We start from the raw sequence: 16745 nt of genomic DNA, 5'->3' as shown, positions 1-16745 counted from the left end.
GGCACGGCCCGTTCGTCTATCGGTTAGGACGCCAGGTTTTCAACCTGGAAAGAGGGGTTCGATTCCCCTACGGGCTGCCACCGAAGCAATGTTCTCCGGACAGTTGGATTGAATAAGACCAACCGTTCCTGTGGCCCGTTCGTCTATCGGTTAGGACGCCAGGTTTTCAACCTGGAAAGAGGGGTTCGATTCCCCTACGGGCTGCCACTTCCCCCAAACATCTGATCTATCGCTGTAAGCTTCGGGATTGAGGCTGTTGCGTTGCGCCTTGGGGCCGTGTCTCCAAAAGAAAAGGAGGCCGATCTCCCGGCCTCCTTTCCAGTCCAAATCCGTCAAGGGACGCAAAGCGACGGATCAGTCCTTGTCTTGATCGTTCATAAGGCGCTGGTCTTCGCGCATCTCGAGCCACATGGCGTTCAACACGGCGAACATCGCGGCGAGCGGAAGGCCCAGGAGCCAGGCAAAATACCACATCTTCGGTTCCTTTCCTTAATAGACAGAATGCGAGTTTTCGGTGACGTCGGCCTCTGTGACCTTGCCCCAGAGCACTTTGTAGACCCATGCCGTATAGGCGAGGATGAGCGGCATAAAGATCGCCGTCATCACGAGCATCACGAAGAGGGTCTGGTGCGACGAGGAGCTGTCCCAGACGGTCAACGAACTGTTGGGGTCTTTCGACGAGGGCAGGATGAAGGGGAACATTGTCAGGCCCACCGAGGAGATGATGCCCGTGATGCCCAGCTTCGACCATAGAAGCGTCGAAACCTCGCGCCCGGCGCGCAGGCCAAGGACGGCCATGGCGATCCCGGCAAAGCCCATAATCGGCGCGACGATGATCCATGGTCGCGCGCCATAGGCCGCCATCCAGGATCCGCCCTTGAACACCTCGCTATGGAGAGGGTTGGCGGGGCCATCGGTCACCGCTGCGTTCACGAAGCTATAGCCATCGACGCCGAGTGCGAGCCAGACACCGGCCAACGCGTAAGACGCGAAGGCGACGATCCCGGCGACGGTCCCGATGCGCGTTGCGCGGCCCTTGACCGGGTCTTCAGCCTTGAGGCTCAGCCACGCGGCACCATGCATCAGGAGCATGGAGAGCGAGACCACACCTGCCAGAAGCGCGAAGGGATTCAGGAGGCCAAGGAACTTGCCGTAGAACGTGCCATCATACATCGGCATCAGGCTGTCGGTGAGGTGGAAGGGCACGCCTTGCAGGACATTGCCCACGGCCACGCCAAAGATCAGCGCGGGCACCGCACCGCCGATGAAGAGCGCCCAATCCCAGCCGTTGCGCCAAGATTGGCTATCGCGCTTGGAGCGGTACTTGAAGCCCACGGGACGCAGGATCAGCGCCGCGAGGACGACGAACATGGCGAGGTAGAAGCCTGAGAAACTCACCGCGTAGAGCGGTGGCCAAGCGGCGAAGATCGCGCCGCCGCCAAGGATGAACCACACTTGGTTCCCTTCCCAGACTGGACCAATCGTGTTGATGGCGATGCGGCGTTCCACGTCGGTCTTGCCGACAAAGGGCAGCAGCGCACCAACGCCCATGTCAAACCCGTCGGTCAGGGCAAATCCGATCAGCAGGACACCCAGCAGCGCCCACCAGATCACGCGAAGGATTTCGATATCGATCAGTTCATGCAGGATCATGTCTCTTACTCCGCAGGGGTTGCGTTATCCGCCGACAGGCGGGCGGTATGCGCGGCTGTCCAAGCGTCGGTTTCTTCCACGTCCATATACGGGCCCTTCCGGATGTATTTCACCATCAGGCTCATCTCGATGACGAACAGGACAGAATAGAAGGTGACAAAGCCCGCGAGCGTAATGAGAAGATCCGCGATACTCAGGTGGCTTGCCGAGAGCGCCGTGGGCAGGATGCCGTCCACGGTCCAAGGCTGACGCCCGAATTCCGCCACGAACCAACCAAGCTCGGCCGCGATCCACGGCGCCGGGATCATGATGACCGCAAGGCGCAGGGCGGGACGCGGGAACTCCATCTTGCGGAACGAGGCCCGGTAGAAGAAGTAGAGCATCGTGCCGATAAAGCCGAAGCCAAGCGCGACCATAATGCGGAAGGCCCAGAAGAGCGGCCAGACAGTCGGCACCGTGTCATTGGAGGCCAGAGCGATCTGATGCTCGGTCGCTTCGCGCGGGTCGTCCACATAGCGTTTGAGTAGGAAGGCAAAACCGAGATCGGCGCTATGCGCTTCGAACTGCGCCTGAAGGTCTTCCGGGATCGGCGCGCCCTTGAGGGCTTGGATCTTCATCAGGGCGTCATAAGAGATAAGACCGGTGCGAATTCGCGCCTCGGCGTTCTCGACGAGTTCTGCGATGCCGGGGATTTCCTTGGTGAGCGACCGGGTGCCGATAAGGCCCATCACCGCAGGAATATGCACGGCGTAGTGGGTCTCACGGGCGAGATCGTCGGGGAAACCGAAGACGGTAAAGGAGGCCGGAGCCACTTCGGTGTGCCACATGCCTTCGATCGCCGCGAGCTTCATCTTTTGGCTGTGCGTTGCGGAGTAACCGGATTCGTCCCCAAGGATGACCACCGAAATCGCCGCCATCAGGCCGAAAGACGCAGCCACGGCGATGGACCGACGAGCAAGTTCGAGGTGACGACCTTTGAGCAGATACCAAGCCGAGACACCGAGAACGAAGACGCTCGCCGTGACGTAACCTGCCGAGACGGTGTGCACGAACTTGGCCTGTGCCACTTCGTTGAACACCACGTCGAAGAACGAGGTCATCTCCATACGCATCGAGAGCGGATTGAATTCAGCACCAACCGGGTTCTGCATCCAGCCGTTGGCAATCAGGATCCAGAGCGCCGAGAAGTTTGAACCGATCGCGACGAGCCACGTCACGATCAGGTGGCCAATATTGCTCAGCTTGTCCCAGCCGAAGAACATCAGGCCCACGAAAGTCGCTTCGAGGAAGAACGCCATCAGGCCCTCAACCGCGAGCGGCGCGCCGAAAATGTCACCGACGTAATGGGAGTAGTAGGACCAGTTCATGCCGAACTGAAATTCCATGGTGATCCCGGTCGCCACGCCCAGCACGAAGTTGATGCCAAACAGGGTTGCCCAGAATTTTGTCATCTGCCGCCAGATCGGGCGGTTGGTCATGACATAGACAGTCTCCATGATCGCGACGATGATCGAAAGACCAAGCGTCAGCGGCACGAAGAGGAAGTGATACATCGCTGTCATCGCGAATTGCAGCCGCGACAGCTCGACGAGATCCAACTCCATAACGAGCGCTCCTCAATAGATTGCAACACAAAGGTGCGTGAATAATTCACCTTTTCAGTGTTGGCATACTCCCGTCGGGCGCCAATGCCTTTGATCTAGGTCAAAAGATAAATCAAAGATAAATGTTTTTCGTTAAGAAAGGCGGAACACCCTGTCGGCACTCGAGATTTCGGCACGACGATGCGAGGCCATGAGGATCGCCGCTTCGGGCAACCAGGCTCGGATGCCCGCAAGAACCCTCTCCGCGGTCTGGGTATCAAGACCCTCTGTCGGCTCGTCGAGCAGCAGGACGTCCGGGTGGCGCAACAAGGCGCGGGCAAGGACGAGGCGGCGACTTTCGCCTCCGGAAAGCCCTGCCCCGCTTTCGCCAAGCGTTCCATCAAGCCCGCCCATCCGGGCGACAACCTTGGCAAGTTGCACGGCTTCGAGCACGGCGTCGGCCTCTTGCGTGGTGAGGTCCGGCTTGGCGAGGGCGAGGTTTTCAAACACCGTGCCACCCACAAGTGCGCTTCTCTGGGGCACCATGGTAAGCACGGCGCGCAACTCGCGTTCGCCAAAAGCGCGCAGGTCCTGACCAAGCACCTCGATCTCGCCGCGATAGCCCGGCTCGGTCCCGGCCAGAAGGGCAAGGAGCGTCGATTTACCGGACCCGCTTGGCCCCACAAGGGCGACGGTCTCGCCGGGGGCGATACGCAGGGAGAGGTCATGGATCAGGTCGGCAGAGGCTCCTTCCCGGCGGAATGAGAGCGCCTTGGCGGCGATCCCTGCCCCATGTGCTGCGCCACCAATGCGGGGTGCTTCGGTGCCTTGCTCGTCATGTTCGAGGATACGTTCAGCGGCATCGCGGATGCGCCCGATCTCGGCGATACCGCGGCGCAGGGGCATCACGGTTTCACCAAGCGCGAGGGCGACGAAAAAGCCGATCGCCGCGCGAGCGGGATCGAGCGCCTCGGTCGCCACGAGATGACCACCAAGCGCCAGCGCCGCGCCTGCGATCACGGTGACGAGAAGCGACAGGATGAGACCTGCTTCGCGGTCCACGTGGTCGAGGCGAGTCATGGCTTCGCGCATCGCGTCATCGGTTTCGCGCAGGGCGGCAAGGTGCGTTTGCAGGCGTCCTTGGACGAAGAGATCGGCACGGCCCCGCATCATGCCGATGGTGTCTTGCCGCAATGTCTGATTGGCACGTTCGGCGTCGCGGGAGGGGGCAAAGGTCACCCCCACAAGGCGCAGCATCACGAGCCCCCCACCAAGAAGGTAGCCAAGCGCAATCGTCAGCGCCATTTCCGGCGTTGTCAGCCAGCGCAGCACGAGGAAGACAAGCGCATGCGTCAAGAGCGCGGCAGCAACCGGCAGGCCCAGGCGCAACACGATCCCGTCAAGCGCATCCACATCCGCCGTGATCCGCGTCAGGGCGAGAGGGCCACGCAGGCGCTGCATCGCGGGCAGAGACAGGCGCGACAGGCGGCGCATGAGGCTCGTGCGCAGGGCCGAGAGCGCACGCAGCGTCGCATCATGAGTCAGGAGGCGTTCGCCATAGCGTGTGCCGGCCCGTCCAAGGGCGAGAAGGCGCACACCGGCGCTGGGGCGGAAGACATCAAAGGCGATACCGATCCCGGCGATGCCAGCGAGCCCCGTTGCGGTGATAAACCACCCCGAAAGGCCGAGAAGCGCGGCGCCCATGAGCAGCACGGCGACAAACATCAACGCCCCGCGCCACATCGCACCGGGCGCGGCGGACCAGATCAGACGAAAGGCGGTCCAGAGGAGTTTCATGCGCCGCTCTCCCCTTTTTGCGCAGGCGGCATATCGATATGTCGATCCATCGCCGCAATGACTTGGGGATCATGAGAGGCCACAAGCACTGTTGCGCCCGCCTGTGCGAGGTCTTTGAGGCTGGCGATCAGGGTCGCGGCTGTGTCGGGGTCGAGGTCAGCAGTTGGTTCGTCGGCAAGGACCACATCGGCCCCACGCAGGATCGCACGGGCCACGAGGAAGCGCCGCGCCTCCCCGCCTGAGACGCCTGCGCCGGTTTCACCCAGCCGGGTTTCGAGCCCGTCAGGCAGCGCAGCAACGATGCCGTCCGCATGGGCCGCTTTGAGGGCTGTGTCGAGGCCACCCCCGGTCGCGTCCGGATCGAGGAAGGCGCGCAAGGTCATGTCGGGCATGTGGACGGCCTGCGGGATGAGTGTCAGGCGCGTGCGCCATGCGTCGGCAGTGGCCTCGTCAAGATCGGTGCCCGCAACGACAATCCGCCCCTCCGCGAGCGGTACAAGACCTGCCAGCGCCAGAAGACAGCTTGTCTTGCCAGCACCGCTTGGGCCGCAGAGAGCCACGGTCTCGCCCTGTACGAGATCAATTTCGGGAAGCGCGACGGGTTGCCCGCCACGTAAGACCACTGCGCCGCGGGTCGACAGCGTGGCGATACCTGCCAGCGGCGCAGCTTTGCCGCCCTGCCCCGGCACGGTGTCGCTTTCGATGGCTTCGAGCGCGTCCATCTCCTCGGCCACGGCCAGCGCGGCGGCGCGGTCATGCCAAGCGGCGGCAAGATCGCGTAGGGGTTGGAAATATTCGGGCGCGAGCAGCAGGATGAAGATGCCGTAATAGAGCGTCAGTTCACCGCCCCACGTGCCGAACTGCATCTCGCCGAGAAGCGAAAAGCCGACATAGACGGCGACCATCGCCACCCCAAGCGCAGAGAAAAGCTCGAGCACGGTTGAGGAGAGGAACGCCACGCGCAGCACCGCCATGGTGCGATGGCGCAGGCCTTCGGCGCGGGCCTCGAAATCATCCTCGGCCTGTTTCGTCGCATCGAGAAGACGGATATCGGCGAGCGCCGAGAGGCGGTCAATCAGAAGGTCGTTCAAAGCGCCGATCTCGACCATCTGGCGTTCGCTCGCCTGCTTCGCCGCCATGCCGATCAGGGCCATGAAGACCGGGATCAGCGGACCGGCCACCAGCAGAACCAGCCCTGCCGCCCAGCTTATGTAGAAAGTCAGCGCAAGCAGGACGACCGGCACCACCTTCACGCGGGTCATCGCTGGGTAGTAGCGCGTCAGATATGGCGTAAGAAGCGGCAACTTCTGCGCCGCCAGCGCGGCCAAGGCAGCCGAACTCGCCGCTTGCTCGGCGCGCCCGGCCTCGCGGGCGAGCAATTCGTGACGCTCTTCCGAGATGAGGCCGTCCGCCATGCGAAATAGAACTCCACCAGCCCAATGATCAAGGAGCGCGCGCAGGGCACCGATCGCGACAAAAAGCAGTGCTGCCCAAAGAAGTCCATCGGGGTTGCCTTGGGCCCACGCTTGAATGGAAAGTGCGGCGGCACCTGCCTGAACCGGCCATAGCACCCCCGCCAACGTCAGCGCGTAAGAAGCGCGTTTGAGCGCCGGGCGCGCGGCGCGATCAATCCTAGCCAATGCGGCGGATTTTGCAGACGAGTTGCGGCTCATGGGATCTAGCGTTGGTTTTGTTCGCGTCTCGGGTCCCGCAAGCTTTACTGGATTTTTTCCCAGTTTGACCAGCGGCCAGCCGCGACAAAAGCGCCCTGCACCGCATGGTCAACCGAAGAGCGTCACCTCTTATCGCACCACGAAGACCGATTGGGTCGCATGGCGTGCAATACGCGAGGCATTGGGGCCGATCAGATAATCCTGAAGCTGGGACTTATGCGCACCGACCACGATCGCCTTGGCATCCACTTCACGCGCGACCTTCAAGACGCGATCATAGATCGTGCCCTGATCCACGTGTAGCGTCACCGGGCCGATGTCCTTGAACGTGTCACCGGCCCATGCCTCGAGCGCCTTTTTCGCGTCGGAGAGGATTGTCTTGTTGTGCGATTTGTCAAAGTAACTTCCGACGATAGACATGCCGAAGTCAGGCACGACGTTGACAACGTGCAACGTGGCGCCCTCGGTCTTGGCCATGCGCAATGCCGCCTGCGCCGGGCGTTCCGAGCCCTTGAGGTCGTTCAGGTCGACGGTCAGGAGAATGGTGTCAAACATCTCGTTCACTCCTCAAAAGGCCGGCTGGGTCGCACGGCGACGCTGGATCAGGACAATACCGGCCAAGAGCAGCAAGGCCGGGATGAAGAAGATTTCCTTGGGCAAGCGATCGTTCTCGACCTGCACCTCGGCGATGATCACCGGGCTGTCGCCATAGAAATCATACTCTGTGCCAAGCGTCTCGAAATGCGGCGTGCCTGGGAACGGCTCTTCCAGAAGAAGCGCCTCGCCCTCGGCAAAGGCCGTGAGTCCCTCGGCAGAGAGCGCACCGCTCGCATCGCCAGACAACGCCGGGATGACGACGGTGGTCGGGCGGACCTTCGCCGTGTCGAAATCCGGACCTTCGATCAGGAGGCGGATATCCTTACCGGTCTCTTGCGCCTCGATGAGCTCGAAGGCGGCGGGACCGGAGGCGCTCATGTATTTCTCTGACACTTGGTCGAGGAAATAGCCCGGTCGGAACAGGGTAAAGGCGATGACCAAGAGCACTGCGCTTTCCCAGCGGCGCGACTTGGCAATGAAATAGCCCTGTGTCGCCGCGGCGAAGAGCAACATCGCCAGAAGCGCCACGAAGAACACCACAACGGCCTTGAGCGGCCCTACGTCGATCAAGAGAAGATCGGTGTTGAAGATGAACAGGAACGGCAGGAGCGCGGTGCGGATGTCATAGGCAAAGCCCTGTACACCTGTCTTGATCGGGTCCCCGCGCGAAATCGCCGCCGCCGCATAGGCGGCGAGGCCCACAGGGGGCGTATCATCCGCTAGGATGCCGAAGTAGAACACGAACATATGCACCGCGATAAGCGGCACGACGAGGCCCGCCTGTGCGCCAACAGTGACAATCACCGGGGCCATCAGAGAAGAGACCACGATATAGTTCGCCGTGGTCGGCAAGCCCATCCCGAGGATCAGCGACAGGACCGCGACGAGGATCAAGAGGATCATCAGGTTCCCCCCCGAGATCACCTCGATCACTTGGCCAATGACCTGATGCGCGCCGGTGAGAGAGATGGTGCCGACGATGATCCCGGCCGCGCCGGTCGCGACGCCGATGCCGATCATGTTGCGCGCGCCCATGATGAGACCCTGCACAAAGTCTTGCCAGCCAGCGCGGGCTTCACTGCCGATATCGCCACTGCGGAAGAAGGCTTTCAGCGGGCGGTGCGTCAGGGCAATGATGACCATAAACACGGTCGCCCAGAAGGCCGAAAGCGCGGGCGACAAGCGTTCAAGCTCCTCCGTGCGCACCATGAGGTTCCAGACCAGGATGAAGATTGGCAGCGCGTAATATGCCCCACCGATGAGCGTCGGCGTCAGGCGCGGTGCCTGTGGCACGGGCGCGTTCGGATCGTCCACCTCGATATCCGGGTAACGCGCCGCCACCGCAACGAGGAAGACGTAGAGCACCGCCACCAGGATCAGAGCGGCATAGACGGTTTCCGCCATGAACGGGCCGAGAAGCATCCGCACCAACACCATCAGGTAGGTCGCGGCGCCAAGGAAGATGAACCCCGTCAGGAACAGGATCAGGATCATCAACACGCCGATCTTGCGACCGTCCTTCTTGAGGCCTTCGAGGCCCATCTTCAGGCTCTCGAGGTGCACAATATACAGAAGCGCGATGTAGGAGATCACCGCCGGAAGGAAAGCGTGCTTTACCACATCGATATAGGGGATGTTGACATACTCGACCATGAGGAAGGCCGCCGCGCCCATGACGGGCGGGGTGAGCTGACCATTGGTCGACGAGGCAACCTCGACCGCGCCCGCCTTCTCTGCCGGGAAGCCGATCCGTTTCATCAGCGGGATGGTGAACGTACCGGTGGTCACAGTGTTGGCAATGGACGAGCCGGAGATCATGCCGGTCATCATCGAGGATAGGACCGAGGCCTTGGCCGGCCCTCCACGCAGTGCGCCGAGGAGCGCAATGGCGACTTTGATGAACCAGTTGCCGCCGCCCGCGCGATCGAGAAGCGCACCAAAGAGGACGAAGAGAAAGATCATCGTTGTCGAAACGCCGAGCGCGACGCCGAAGACCCCTTCGGTCTGCATCCAGTAGTGGCCGAGTGCCTTCGTCAGCGACGCGCCGCCATAGTTGGTGATATTGCGGGCCCATTCAGAATAGCCACCGAAGAAGGCAAACATCACAAAGGCCGAGGCAATGATGACAAGCGGCAGGCCAAGCGAGCGATAGACGCTGATGAGAAGGACGATCATGCCGATCGCGGACATGATGACGTCAGTGTTCGTCCAGAGGCCGGGGCGATCCGCGATTTGGTAGCGGAAAACAACGAGGTAGAGACAGGCGCTTACCCCGAGGATGAGAAGGCCCCAGTCATAGGCGGGGATGCGATCACGCGGCGAGGATTTGAATAGGGGAAAGGCCAGCGTCGCCAGCGTTATGGCAAAAGCGAGGTGGATATAGCGCGCCTGCGCAACGACATTGGCGAAATCGGAAAGCCCTGTCAGCTGGGCCACGACACCCGGCACCTTGGAGGCTATATATAGCTGAAACAGCGACCACAGGATGCAGATGGCGATGATCGCCCGCCCCTGTATGCCGATTGGATTACGTGCGCCGGTATCGGCTTCTGCCACCATGGCGTCTGCGGCGGAGGTGCCATCGTTCTGATGATCTTGTGCCATGTGTCTGTCCCCGTTGAACTGATACGTGAATGCGCCCCTTCTTTGCGGGGGCGCATTCGTTTGTCATACGTCTCCGAGGAGAAGCTTACTTGAGACCAAGCTCCTTGTAGGCCTTCTCGGCACCCGGATGCAGCGGTGCGGAGAGACCGTCATTGACCATCTGGTTCGGGTCAAGATGCTTGAACGCCGGGTGCAGGTTGCGGAAATCGTCGATGTTCTCCATCACGGATTTCGCTACGACATAGACCACATCATCCGAGATTTTGGCCGAGGTCACAAAGGTCGCGCCGACACCGAAGGTCGTGGTGTCCTGATCATTGCCAGCATACATACCGCCCGGGATCGTTGCGACACGGTAGTAGGGGTTGTCGGCGACCAGCTTTTCGATCGGTGCACCGGCCACGTCAACGAGGGTCACGTCACAGGTTGTGGTGGCTTCTTTGATGGCAGCGGCCGGGTGACCGATGGTGTAGATCATCGCGTCGATGTTGCCATCGCAAAGCTGCTTGGCCATTTCCGAGCCTTTATACTCGGTCGCGAGAGCGAAGTCGTCCATCGCGATGCCGAAAGCGTCCATCACGACTTCCATGGTTGCGCGCTGGCCGGAACCGGGGTTGCCGACATTGACGCGCTTGCCCTTCAGGCCTTCGAAGTTCTCGATGCCGCTATCGGAGCGCACCAGAAGCGTGAAGGGTTCCGGGTGCACGGAGAACACCGCGCGGATATCCGGGAACGGGTTGTCGGCGAATTTCGAGGTGCCGTTATAGGCGTGGTACTGCCAGTCGGACTGGGCCACACCGAACTCGAGCTCTCCGGCCTTAATGGTGTTGATGTTGTAGACCGAGCCGCCCGTCGATTCTACGGCGCAGCGAATGCCGTGCTCTTTGCGCGACTTGTTCACGAGGCGACAGATTGCACCACCGGTCGGGTAGTACACGCCGGTCACACCGCCGGTCCCGATCGAAATGAACTCCTGAGCGGTGGCCGCCGTGGAGAAGGTCATGGATGCGACCAGTGCCGCACCTGCCAGTTTCAGTTTGGAAATCATCTTAAGCTCCCTTGTTGATGACTTTGTTGATTGCGAAATCGCTTATTCGAGCGCCCCGAATTCCCCGAGGCGACGGTTCCGGGCTTCTACATCCCGTATTCTTTGGCTGGCGCTTTCCCCTGACCGCGCCACAAGCATGGCGATCATCGTCTCCATCAGGACCAAGGTCGCCGCGTAGGAGGAGAAGAACTGCGGGCTCTCTGAGGGTACGATGAACGAGAAAGACGCATGTTGTAAAGCCGGACAGGTATGGCTGTCGGTCAATACGATGGTTTGCGCCCCCGCCGCACGGGCCATTTCAGCCGCAAAAATCGCGCGTGAGGCATAGGGTGTCTTGGTCACAACAAGAAGCGCATCGTTTTCGTCCAGTGACGAAAGGGAGGCCCCAAGCGAAGCCCCCATACGTCCGGCCAGCGTCCAGTTGGTGCAGAAATAGTTGGCGAGATAAGCCATGTATTCCGCGATTCCCGTCGAACTCAGCGCGCCAAAAAGCACCACGTTGCGCGCCTCCGCAAGAGCATCGACAGCAGCCTCGAGGCGCGCGCGGTCTACGGTTTCTGCCAGATCAGTGATGTTCCAGATGCAGGCTCCGGACTGACGCTGAAGGAAGGTGGCGCCCTCATCCTTGTCGAGCTTGAGGCGTTCCGCACGCTCCGAGAAAGACATCGCGCGTCCGCCCATCGCTCCGCGACACAGCTCGCGCATGTCCTCGTAGGTGTCGAACCCAAGGGTCCGCGCAAGGCGCGAGAGCGTTGCAGGGGAAACACCGCTTGCCGCCGAGACCGAGCGCAGAGACCGTGCCGCCACATCCATCTGGTTGGCCACGACATAGTCTGCCGCATCCTTCAGCTTGGCGCTGAGGTCGGCGTATGAATCAGCAATTCGGTCTTCGATCCGAGCAGACAGGTTCACGAATCCCTCCTATTGACTCGCATTTTCCATCCGTATTATTTCAAGTCAACAACAGAAACATTTGTTTCACGTGAGCAAACGGAGTTCGCGCGCCATGCTGGCAGCCGCAGATCGCCTCACCTATCCTGAAGAAAGAGACCTGTTTTTTCAACGGGTTGCCCAGATTTTCCTCGGTATTGCTTGTTACGCAAATCCTGCTCCGCCCCCCAAGCTCAACAAGGTTTTTGAGACATGAGCCACATTTTTCCCCGTCACTGCCACAAACATCCGCCCGTCGTTTCGCATGGTGAGGGTCCATTTCTCTACGACACGACCGGCAAAGCCTATTTCGACGGGTCCGGCGGCGCGGCGGTCTCTTGCCTTGGACATTCCGACGCTGAGGTGATCGCCGCCATCAAGGGACAGGTCGACCAAGTGGCATTTGCCCATACAAGTTTCTTTACCTCGGCTCCGGCAGAGGCACTTGCGGATAAGCTCATCGAGAATGCGCCGGAGGGGCTAGAACGGGTGTATCTCGTCTCTGGCGGATCGGAGGCGATGGAAAGCGCCCTTAAACTCGCCCGGCAATACATGCTCGAGAAGGGCGAACCGAACCGCCGTCATATCATCGCGCGGCGACAAAGCTATCACGGCAACACGCTCGGCGCGCTTGCGACCGGTGGCAATGCATGGCGGCGCGAACCCTTTGCGCCCCTCCTCATGGAAACACATCACATCGCCCCCTGCTTTGCCTATCGCGGACAAGAGCCGGGCGAGAGCCTCGAGGCCTATGGGCTACGGGTCGCCAACGAACTTGAAGCAAAGCTCGAGGAACTAGGCGCGGAAAATGTCCTCGCCTTCGTCGCCGAGCCGGTGGTCGGTGCGACGGCGGGCGCAGTGCCCCCTGCCCCGGGGTATTTCAAGCGTATCCGTGAGATTTGCGACCGCTATGGCATCCTTCTGATCCTTGACGAGGTGATGTGTGGGATGGGGCGCACTGGGACGCTCTTTGCCTGTGAACAGGACGACGTTGCGCCCGATATCTGCGCCATCGCGAAGGGGCTTGGCGCGGGGTATCAGGCGATTGGTGCGATGCTCTGCACCGGCGAAATCTATGATTGCATTCGCGACGGCAGCGGTTTTTTCCAGCATGGCCACACCTACCTAGGGCACCCCACTGCGGCGGCGGCGGGGCTGGCCGTGTTGAACCGTCTTGTTGATCAGGGCGTCGCCGAGCGCGTGGCCCCGATGGGCGAAAAACTCCGCACAGCCCTTGACGACGCTTTTGAGGATCATCCTCATGTGGGGGACATTCGCGGGCGCGGGCTCTTCATCGGAATCGAGCTCGTAGAAGATCGCGACAGCAAAGAACCCTTTGATCCAAACCTAAAGATCCAAGATGGGATCAAGGCGCGGACGTTCGACGCGGGGCTGATCTGTTATCCGATGGGGGGCACGCTTGATGGCAAACGGGGCAACCACATCCTCCTCGCGCCGCCCTTTATCATGGAAGAGGCGCATATCGGGCTGATTGTCGATGCGTTGAAAACGGCGATCGCGCCCGACGCGCTCCAAGGGTAACGCGTCTGGTGCGACGTGGGAAATCGCGCTAGGACGGGGGACACTCTGTCCTCACCTGGTTTCCATGCCCGTCAAGATCGCCTCTCTCTCCGACCTCACCGCCCTGCCTTTTGAGGACATCATAGATGTGCGCTCGCCCGCAGAGTTTGCAGAGGACCACGTACCGGGCGCGATCAGCCTGCCGGTTCTTTCCAACGAAGAACGCGCGAAGGTTGGCACGATCTATGTGCAAGAGGATCGGTTCCTTGCCCGCAAGATTGGCGCGGCGCTTGTCGCGCGCAACGCGGCGGCGCATTTACAGGGGCCGCTCGCGGATCGTTCGGGCGGCTGGCGGCCCTTGGTCTATTGCTGGCGCGGCGGTCAGCGGTCGGGGTCTTTCACCTCGATCCTGCAACAGGTCGGTTGGCGCGCGGATGTGTTGGAAGGTGGCTACAAAAGCTATCGCCGCCTCGTCGTGCGCGCGCTTTATGACGATCCGCTCCCGCATGAGGTTGTCCTCATTGATGGCGGCACGGGAACGGCGAAGACGCGCCTCTTGGGCCATATTGCAGAGCAAGGCGGCCAGGTTCTTGATCTTGAGGCAATGGCAGAGCATCGTGGGTCGCTTTTCGGCCCGATGGGGAAAACACAGCCGTCTCAAAAATCCTTTGAAAGCCATCTTGCCATGACGCTTGCCGGTCTCGATCCATCGAAGCCGGTCTACGTCGAGGCGGAAAGCTCAAAGATCGGGCGTCTCATCCTGCCGCCGAGCCTTTGGAAGCCGATGACCGAAGCGCGGTCGATCGCTCTTGCCGCGCCGGTCACAGCACGGGCAGCGCATTTGCTGAATGCCTACCCGGATATGATCGAGGATCACGAAAAGCTCGACGCTGTGCTTGGGATGCTGGTGCGGTATCATGGGCATGAGCAGGTTGATGCGTGGCGTGCGCTCGCCAAGGCGGGCGCTTTCGCGTCACTGGCGCAACAGCTTATTGAGGCGCATTATGACCCGAGGTATGCGCGCATCTCACGGCAAGAACCTTCTGAGACGATCGCACTTGAGAGCCTTTCGGAGGCCGAGCTTTCCAAGACGGCAGCGCGCATTATCACGTCTCACGGCAGATGATTTCGGGCGCGCCTTCGTCGATGGTCCCGATGATCGCGGCAGAATGACCTGCGGCCTGTAGAGACGCCAATGCCCTTTCGGCCACCTCGGGCGCAAGGGCCGCGAGCAGGCCGCCAGCGGTTTGAGGATCATGCAGAAAGACTGCGCGGGCGTCATGCGCGTTGATCACCGGTGCGGCGGCGAGATTGGCATCATAGATAGAGGAGCGGTGCCCCTCTTCCGCAAGGTCCAGCGCCCCTTCGTAAATCGGTAGATCATCAAGACCCACGCTCGCGCGTACCCCAGAGGCGCGGCACATCGCGAGAAGATGCCCTGCAAGGCCAAACCCAGTTACGTCAGTCATTGCGTGCGCCTCGGCCAAACACGCCGCGGCGTCGGCTTGGGGGGTAGCCAAGATGTCGAGAAGTGAGGCGATATCGCTCCCGTCCGCTTCGCCCTGCATCTCGGCCGCCAACAGCACGCCACTGCCGAGGGGGCGGGTCAGGAGAAGAACATCTCCGGGACGCGCGCCTGCATTGGTGATCGGGTCGCGGTTACAAAGACCGGTCAGGGTCAATCCGAGGGTCATCTCGGCCCCCATGGTCGAGTGACCACCGACGATCTCGGCCCCTTCACGACCAAGCACCTCCTGCGCGGCGCGCATGATCTCGGCCATGGTTCGGCTTTGTAGCGGCTCGGACATACGCGGCAAGGTGATAGAGAGGAGCGCGGCCTGCGGCTTGGCGCCCATCGCCCAGATATCGCCCAGCGCGTGTAGCGCCGCGATACGTGCAAAGAGGCCAGTATCCTCGGTAAAGGCGCGCAAGTGATCTGTTGTCAAGACTTGGCGCTTTCCTCCTATCGACAGGATCGCCGCATCATCGCCGGGGCCGGAAAGCACATCCGTGCGACTCGTTTGTGTGACCTGTTCCAAGGCAGCGCTCAGAGCGCCCGGTGCAACCTTCGCGCCACATCCCGCACAGAGGGGTTTTCCTGTTCCCTGCAATTCTTCTGCCACGCCGAGAGTCACGGGGGCGGGAAGCGCAGGTGGTTTCATCTTTGGCAGGCTGCGGAACTGCTCCATGAATTTCTGGTCGATGCGATTCTTCCAACCCCAGAGGCCAGGGCCAGAGATCGTCCGCCCCCATTTTTCGGCAAGGGCTTTCTTGCCGCCAAGCGAGATCAATTTGAGATAGTCCTTTTGCGGCTTGAAGGGCTTCAACGTCCCACCCGAAAGCGCCGCCACGAGGTTGTCGCGCAGAACAGGCGCAGCGCGCACTGCAAAGACCCCGGCCTTGGGGCGTGGCGCGTGCCTCATATGGGCGCAATCGCCGGTCGCAAAGAGGCCATCACAACCTTCCACACGCAAGGACGGCTCGACCAGTACAAAGCCATCCGCAGTCAGGGGCAAAGGGCTTTCGGAGAGCCAGCCGTGCGCGAAAGCCCCTGCCGCGCCAACGGTAAATCGGCTCGCGATCTCTGTACCATCGGCCAGCGAGACGGTCTTCGGCCCAATCCGGGATACTTCGGCATTGGTATGCAGCGCGATACCCGCCTTTTCGGCGGCTTTGGTCAAAAGCGCGGCAGCGGGCCGGTTCTTTCCGGCGATTTCGGTGCTGGCTTCGACGACAGAAACGCGCGCCTCACCAAGATCTTGTCGCAGCGCATGCGACATAGCAAGCGCGAGTTCCATTCCTGCGACGCCGCCTCCGATCACGGCGACCTCCGGGGCCACGTCGCCCGCCACCGCTTGGGCAAGGAAGGCCTGCCAGCGCGTCGCGTATTGATCGAGCGGCTTGGCCCCTGTGGCGTGGTTTGCAAAACCCGGCAAGCTCGCCATCTCGGCGTGGATGCCAACATCGATCGAGGCCACGTCATAGGCGATCTCGCCCCGGCCCTCGACATGTATGAGATTCTTAACAGGATCGATCGCCGTCGCCGCACCAAGGATCAGGCGAGCCCCAGCAAAGCGGGCAAGCTGCACCAGATCGATATCGAGTTCCTGACGGCTGTAGTGTCCCGCGATATGGCCCGGCAACATGCCAGAATAGGGCGCGGTCGGGCCGGGGTTGATGATCGTCACACGGGTGCCGGGAAGCGGTTTCATACCCCACATGCGCGCAACGAGCGCGTGGGTGTGGCCTCCGCCAATCAACACGAGATCACGGGTCAGGGGCAAAGGGGCCTGCATATGCATCGTGTCTCCCGGCGTTTGAACCCCTCGTGTTTACCCG

13 protein-coding genes and 2 tRNA genes are annotated in these 16745 nt (G+C 61.3%); 5 read left to right on the top strand and 10 right to left on the bottom strand.

Annotated elements, in window-relative coordinates; all coding sequences use genetic code 11:
* The first annotated feature begins 5 nt into the window (after positions 1-5).
* Both MK745_RS16825 and MK745_RS16820 read left to right on the top strand, forming a co-directional pair.
* Positions 6-80 (top strand) — tRNA-Glu (locus MK745_RS16825).
* Positions 81-132: 52 nt separating this feature from the next.
* Positions 133-207 (top strand) — tRNA-Glu (locus MK745_RS16820).
* A gap of 147 nt (positions 208-354) precedes the next feature.
* On the opposite strand, the gene cydX is transcribed toward MK745_RS16820, so the two are convergent.
* The 9 genes from cydX to MK745_RS16775 all read right to left on the bottom strand — a co-directional run bounded on the left by cydX (position 355) and on the right by MK745_RS16775 (position 11867).
* Positions 355-474: a cytochrome bd-I oxidase subunit CydX gene (gene cydX, locus MK745_RS16815; protein WP_243614386.1), complete on the bottom strand. Its 120-nt coding sequence runs from the start codon at positions 472-474 to the stop codon at positions 355-357.
* 15 nt (positions 475-489) lie between these two features.
* On the bottom strand, positions 490-1653 hold the full coding sequence (gene cydB, locus MK745_RS16810; RefSeq protein ID WP_243614385.1) for a cytochrome d ubiquinol oxidase subunit II: 1164 nt from the start codon (positions 1651-1653) through the stop codon (positions 490-492).
* Between the two features lie 5 nt (positions 1654-1658).
* The gene (locus tag MK745_RS16805) at positions 1659-3257 is read right to left on the bottom strand and encodes a cytochrome ubiquinol oxidase subunit I (RefSeq protein ID WP_243614384.1); all 1599 of its coding nucleotides are present in this window, start codon (positions 3255-3257) and stop codon (positions 1659-1661) included.
* Positions 3258-3389: 132 nt separating this feature from the next.
* A complete protein-coding gene (locus MK745_RS16800) occupies positions 3390-5033 on the bottom strand; it encodes an amino acid ABC transporter ATP-binding/permease protein (RefSeq protein ID WP_243614383.1) in 1644 nt (547 codons plus the stop codon).
* Entirely contained in the window at positions 5030-6706 is a 1677-nt protein-coding gene (gene cydD, locus MK745_RS16795) for a thiol reductant ABC exporter subunit CydD (protein ID WP_243614382.1), read from the bottom strand. Before cydD ends, MK745_RS16800 begins: the two co-directional genes overlap by 4 nt.
* Positions 6707-6835: 129 nt before the next feature.
* Positions 6836-7261 (bottom strand): universal stress protein, encoded by a 426-nt coding sequence (locus MK745_RS16790; RefSeq protein WP_243614381.1) that lies wholly within the window; start codon positions 7259-7261, stop codon positions 6836-6838.
* Between the two features lie 12 nt (positions 7262-7273).
* Positions 7274-9907: a TRAP transporter permease gene (locus tag MK745_RS16785; RefSeq protein WP_243614380.1), complete on the bottom strand. Its 2634-nt coding sequence runs from the start codon at positions 9905-9907 to the stop codon at positions 7274-7276.
* Between the two features lie 85 nt (positions 9908-9992).
* Positions 9993-10955: a TAXI family TRAP transporter solute-binding subunit gene (locus MK745_RS16780; RefSeq protein ID WP_243614379.1), complete on the bottom strand. Its 963-nt coding sequence runs from the start codon at positions 10953-10955 to the stop codon at positions 9993-9995.
* Between the two features lie 42 nt (positions 10956-10997).
* Entirely contained in the window at positions 10998-11867 is an 870-nt protein-coding gene (locus tag MK745_RS16775) for a MurR/RpiR family transcriptional regulator (protein ID WP_243614378.1), read from the bottom strand.
* A 94-nt stretch (positions 11868-11961) separates the two neighbouring features.
* On the opposite strand from MK745_RS16775, the gene MK745_RS16770 reads away from it, so the two are divergent.
* The 3 genes from MK745_RS16770 to mnmH all read left to right on the top strand — a co-directional run bounded on the left by MK745_RS16770 (position 11962) and on the right by mnmH (position 14532).
* Positions 11962-12102 carry a hypothetical protein gene (locus tag MK745_RS16770; RefSeq protein ID WP_243614377.1) on the top strand — a complete coding sequence of 47 codons (141 nt, stop codon included), beginning with the start codon at positions 11962-11964 and terminating at the stop codon, positions 12100-12102.
* On the top strand, positions 12099-13427 hold the full coding sequence (locus MK745_RS16765) for an aspartate aminotransferase family protein (protein WP_243614376.1): 1329 nt from the start codon (positions 12099-12101) through the stop codon (positions 13425-13427). Before MK745_RS16770 ends, MK745_RS16765 begins: the two co-directional genes overlap by 4 nt.
* 64 nt (positions 13428-13491) lie before the next feature.
* Positions 13492-14532, top strand: coding sequence for a tRNA 2-selenouridine(34) synthase MnmH (gene mnmH, locus MK745_RS16760; RefSeq protein ID WP_243614375.1), 1041 nt, complete (start codon positions 13492-13494; stop codon positions 14530-14532).
* On the opposite strand, the gene selD is transcribed toward mnmH, so the two are convergent.
* On the bottom strand, positions 14513-16708 hold the full coding sequence (gene selD, locus MK745_RS16755) for a selenide, water dikinase SelD (protein WP_347813660.1): 2196 nt from the start codon (positions 16706-16708) through the stop codon (positions 14513-14515). The two genes, mnmH and selD, sit on opposite strands and share 20 nt — an antisense overlap.
* Positions 16709-16745 lie beyond the last annotated feature (37 nt).

Origin of the sequence: Shimia aestuarii (assembly GCF_022814865.1) — a bacterium.
In the GTDB taxonomy this organism is placed as follows: domain Bacteria; phylum Pseudomonadota; class Alphaproteobacteria; order Rhodobacterales; family Rhodobacteraceae; genus Shimia; species Shimia aestuarii_A.
The sequence above is the reverse complement of the archived record's forward strand: the minus strand, read 5'-3'. Positions and strand labels throughout refer to the sequence as shown.

Coding starts and splice junctions, on each gene's coding strand:
- cydX (WP_243614386.1), bottom strand. CDS start 474: ATGTGGTATTTTGCCTGGCTCCTGGGCCTTCCGCTCGCCGCGATGTTC.
- cydB (WP_243614385.1), bottom strand. CDS start 1,653: ATGATCCTGCATGAACTGATCGATATCGAAATCCTTCGCGTGATCTGG.
- MK745_RS16805 (WP_243614384.1), bottom strand. CDS start 3,257: ATGGAGTTGGATCTCGTCGAGCTGTCGCGGCTGCAATTCGCGATGACA.
- MK745_RS16800 (WP_243614383.1), bottom strand. CDS start 5,033: ATGAAACTCCTCTGGACCGCCTTTCGTCTGATCTGGTCCGCCGCGCCC.
- cydD (WP_243614382.1), bottom strand. CDS start 6,706: ATGAGCCGCAACTCGTCTGCAAAATCCGCCGCATTGGCTAGGATTGAT.
- MK745_RS16790 (WP_243614381.1), bottom strand. CDS start 7,261: ATGTTTGACACCATTCTCCTGACCGTCGACCTGAACGACCTCAAGGGC.
- MK745_RS16785 (WP_243614380.1), bottom strand. CDS start 9,907: ATGGCACAAGATCATCAGAACGATGGCACCTCCGCCGCAGACGCCATG.
- MK745_RS16780 (WP_243614379.1), bottom strand. CDS start 10,955: ATGATTTCCAAACTGAAACTGGCAGGTGCGGCACTGGTCGCATCCATG.
- MK745_RS16770 (WP_243614377.1), top strand. CDS start 11,962: ATGCTGGCAGCCGCAGATCGCCTCACCTATCCTGAAGAAAGAGACCTG.
- MK745_RS16765 (WP_243614376.1), top strand. CDS start 12,099: ATGAGCCACATTTTTCCCCGTCACTGCCACAAACATCCGCCCGTCGTT.
- mnmH (WP_243614375.1), top strand. CDS start 13,492: ATGCCCGTCAAGATCGCCTCTCTCTCCGACCTCACCGCCCTGCCTTTT.
- selD (WP_347813660.1), bottom strand. CDS start 16,708: ATGCATATGCAGGCCCCTTTGCCCCTGACCCGTGATCTCGTGTTGATT.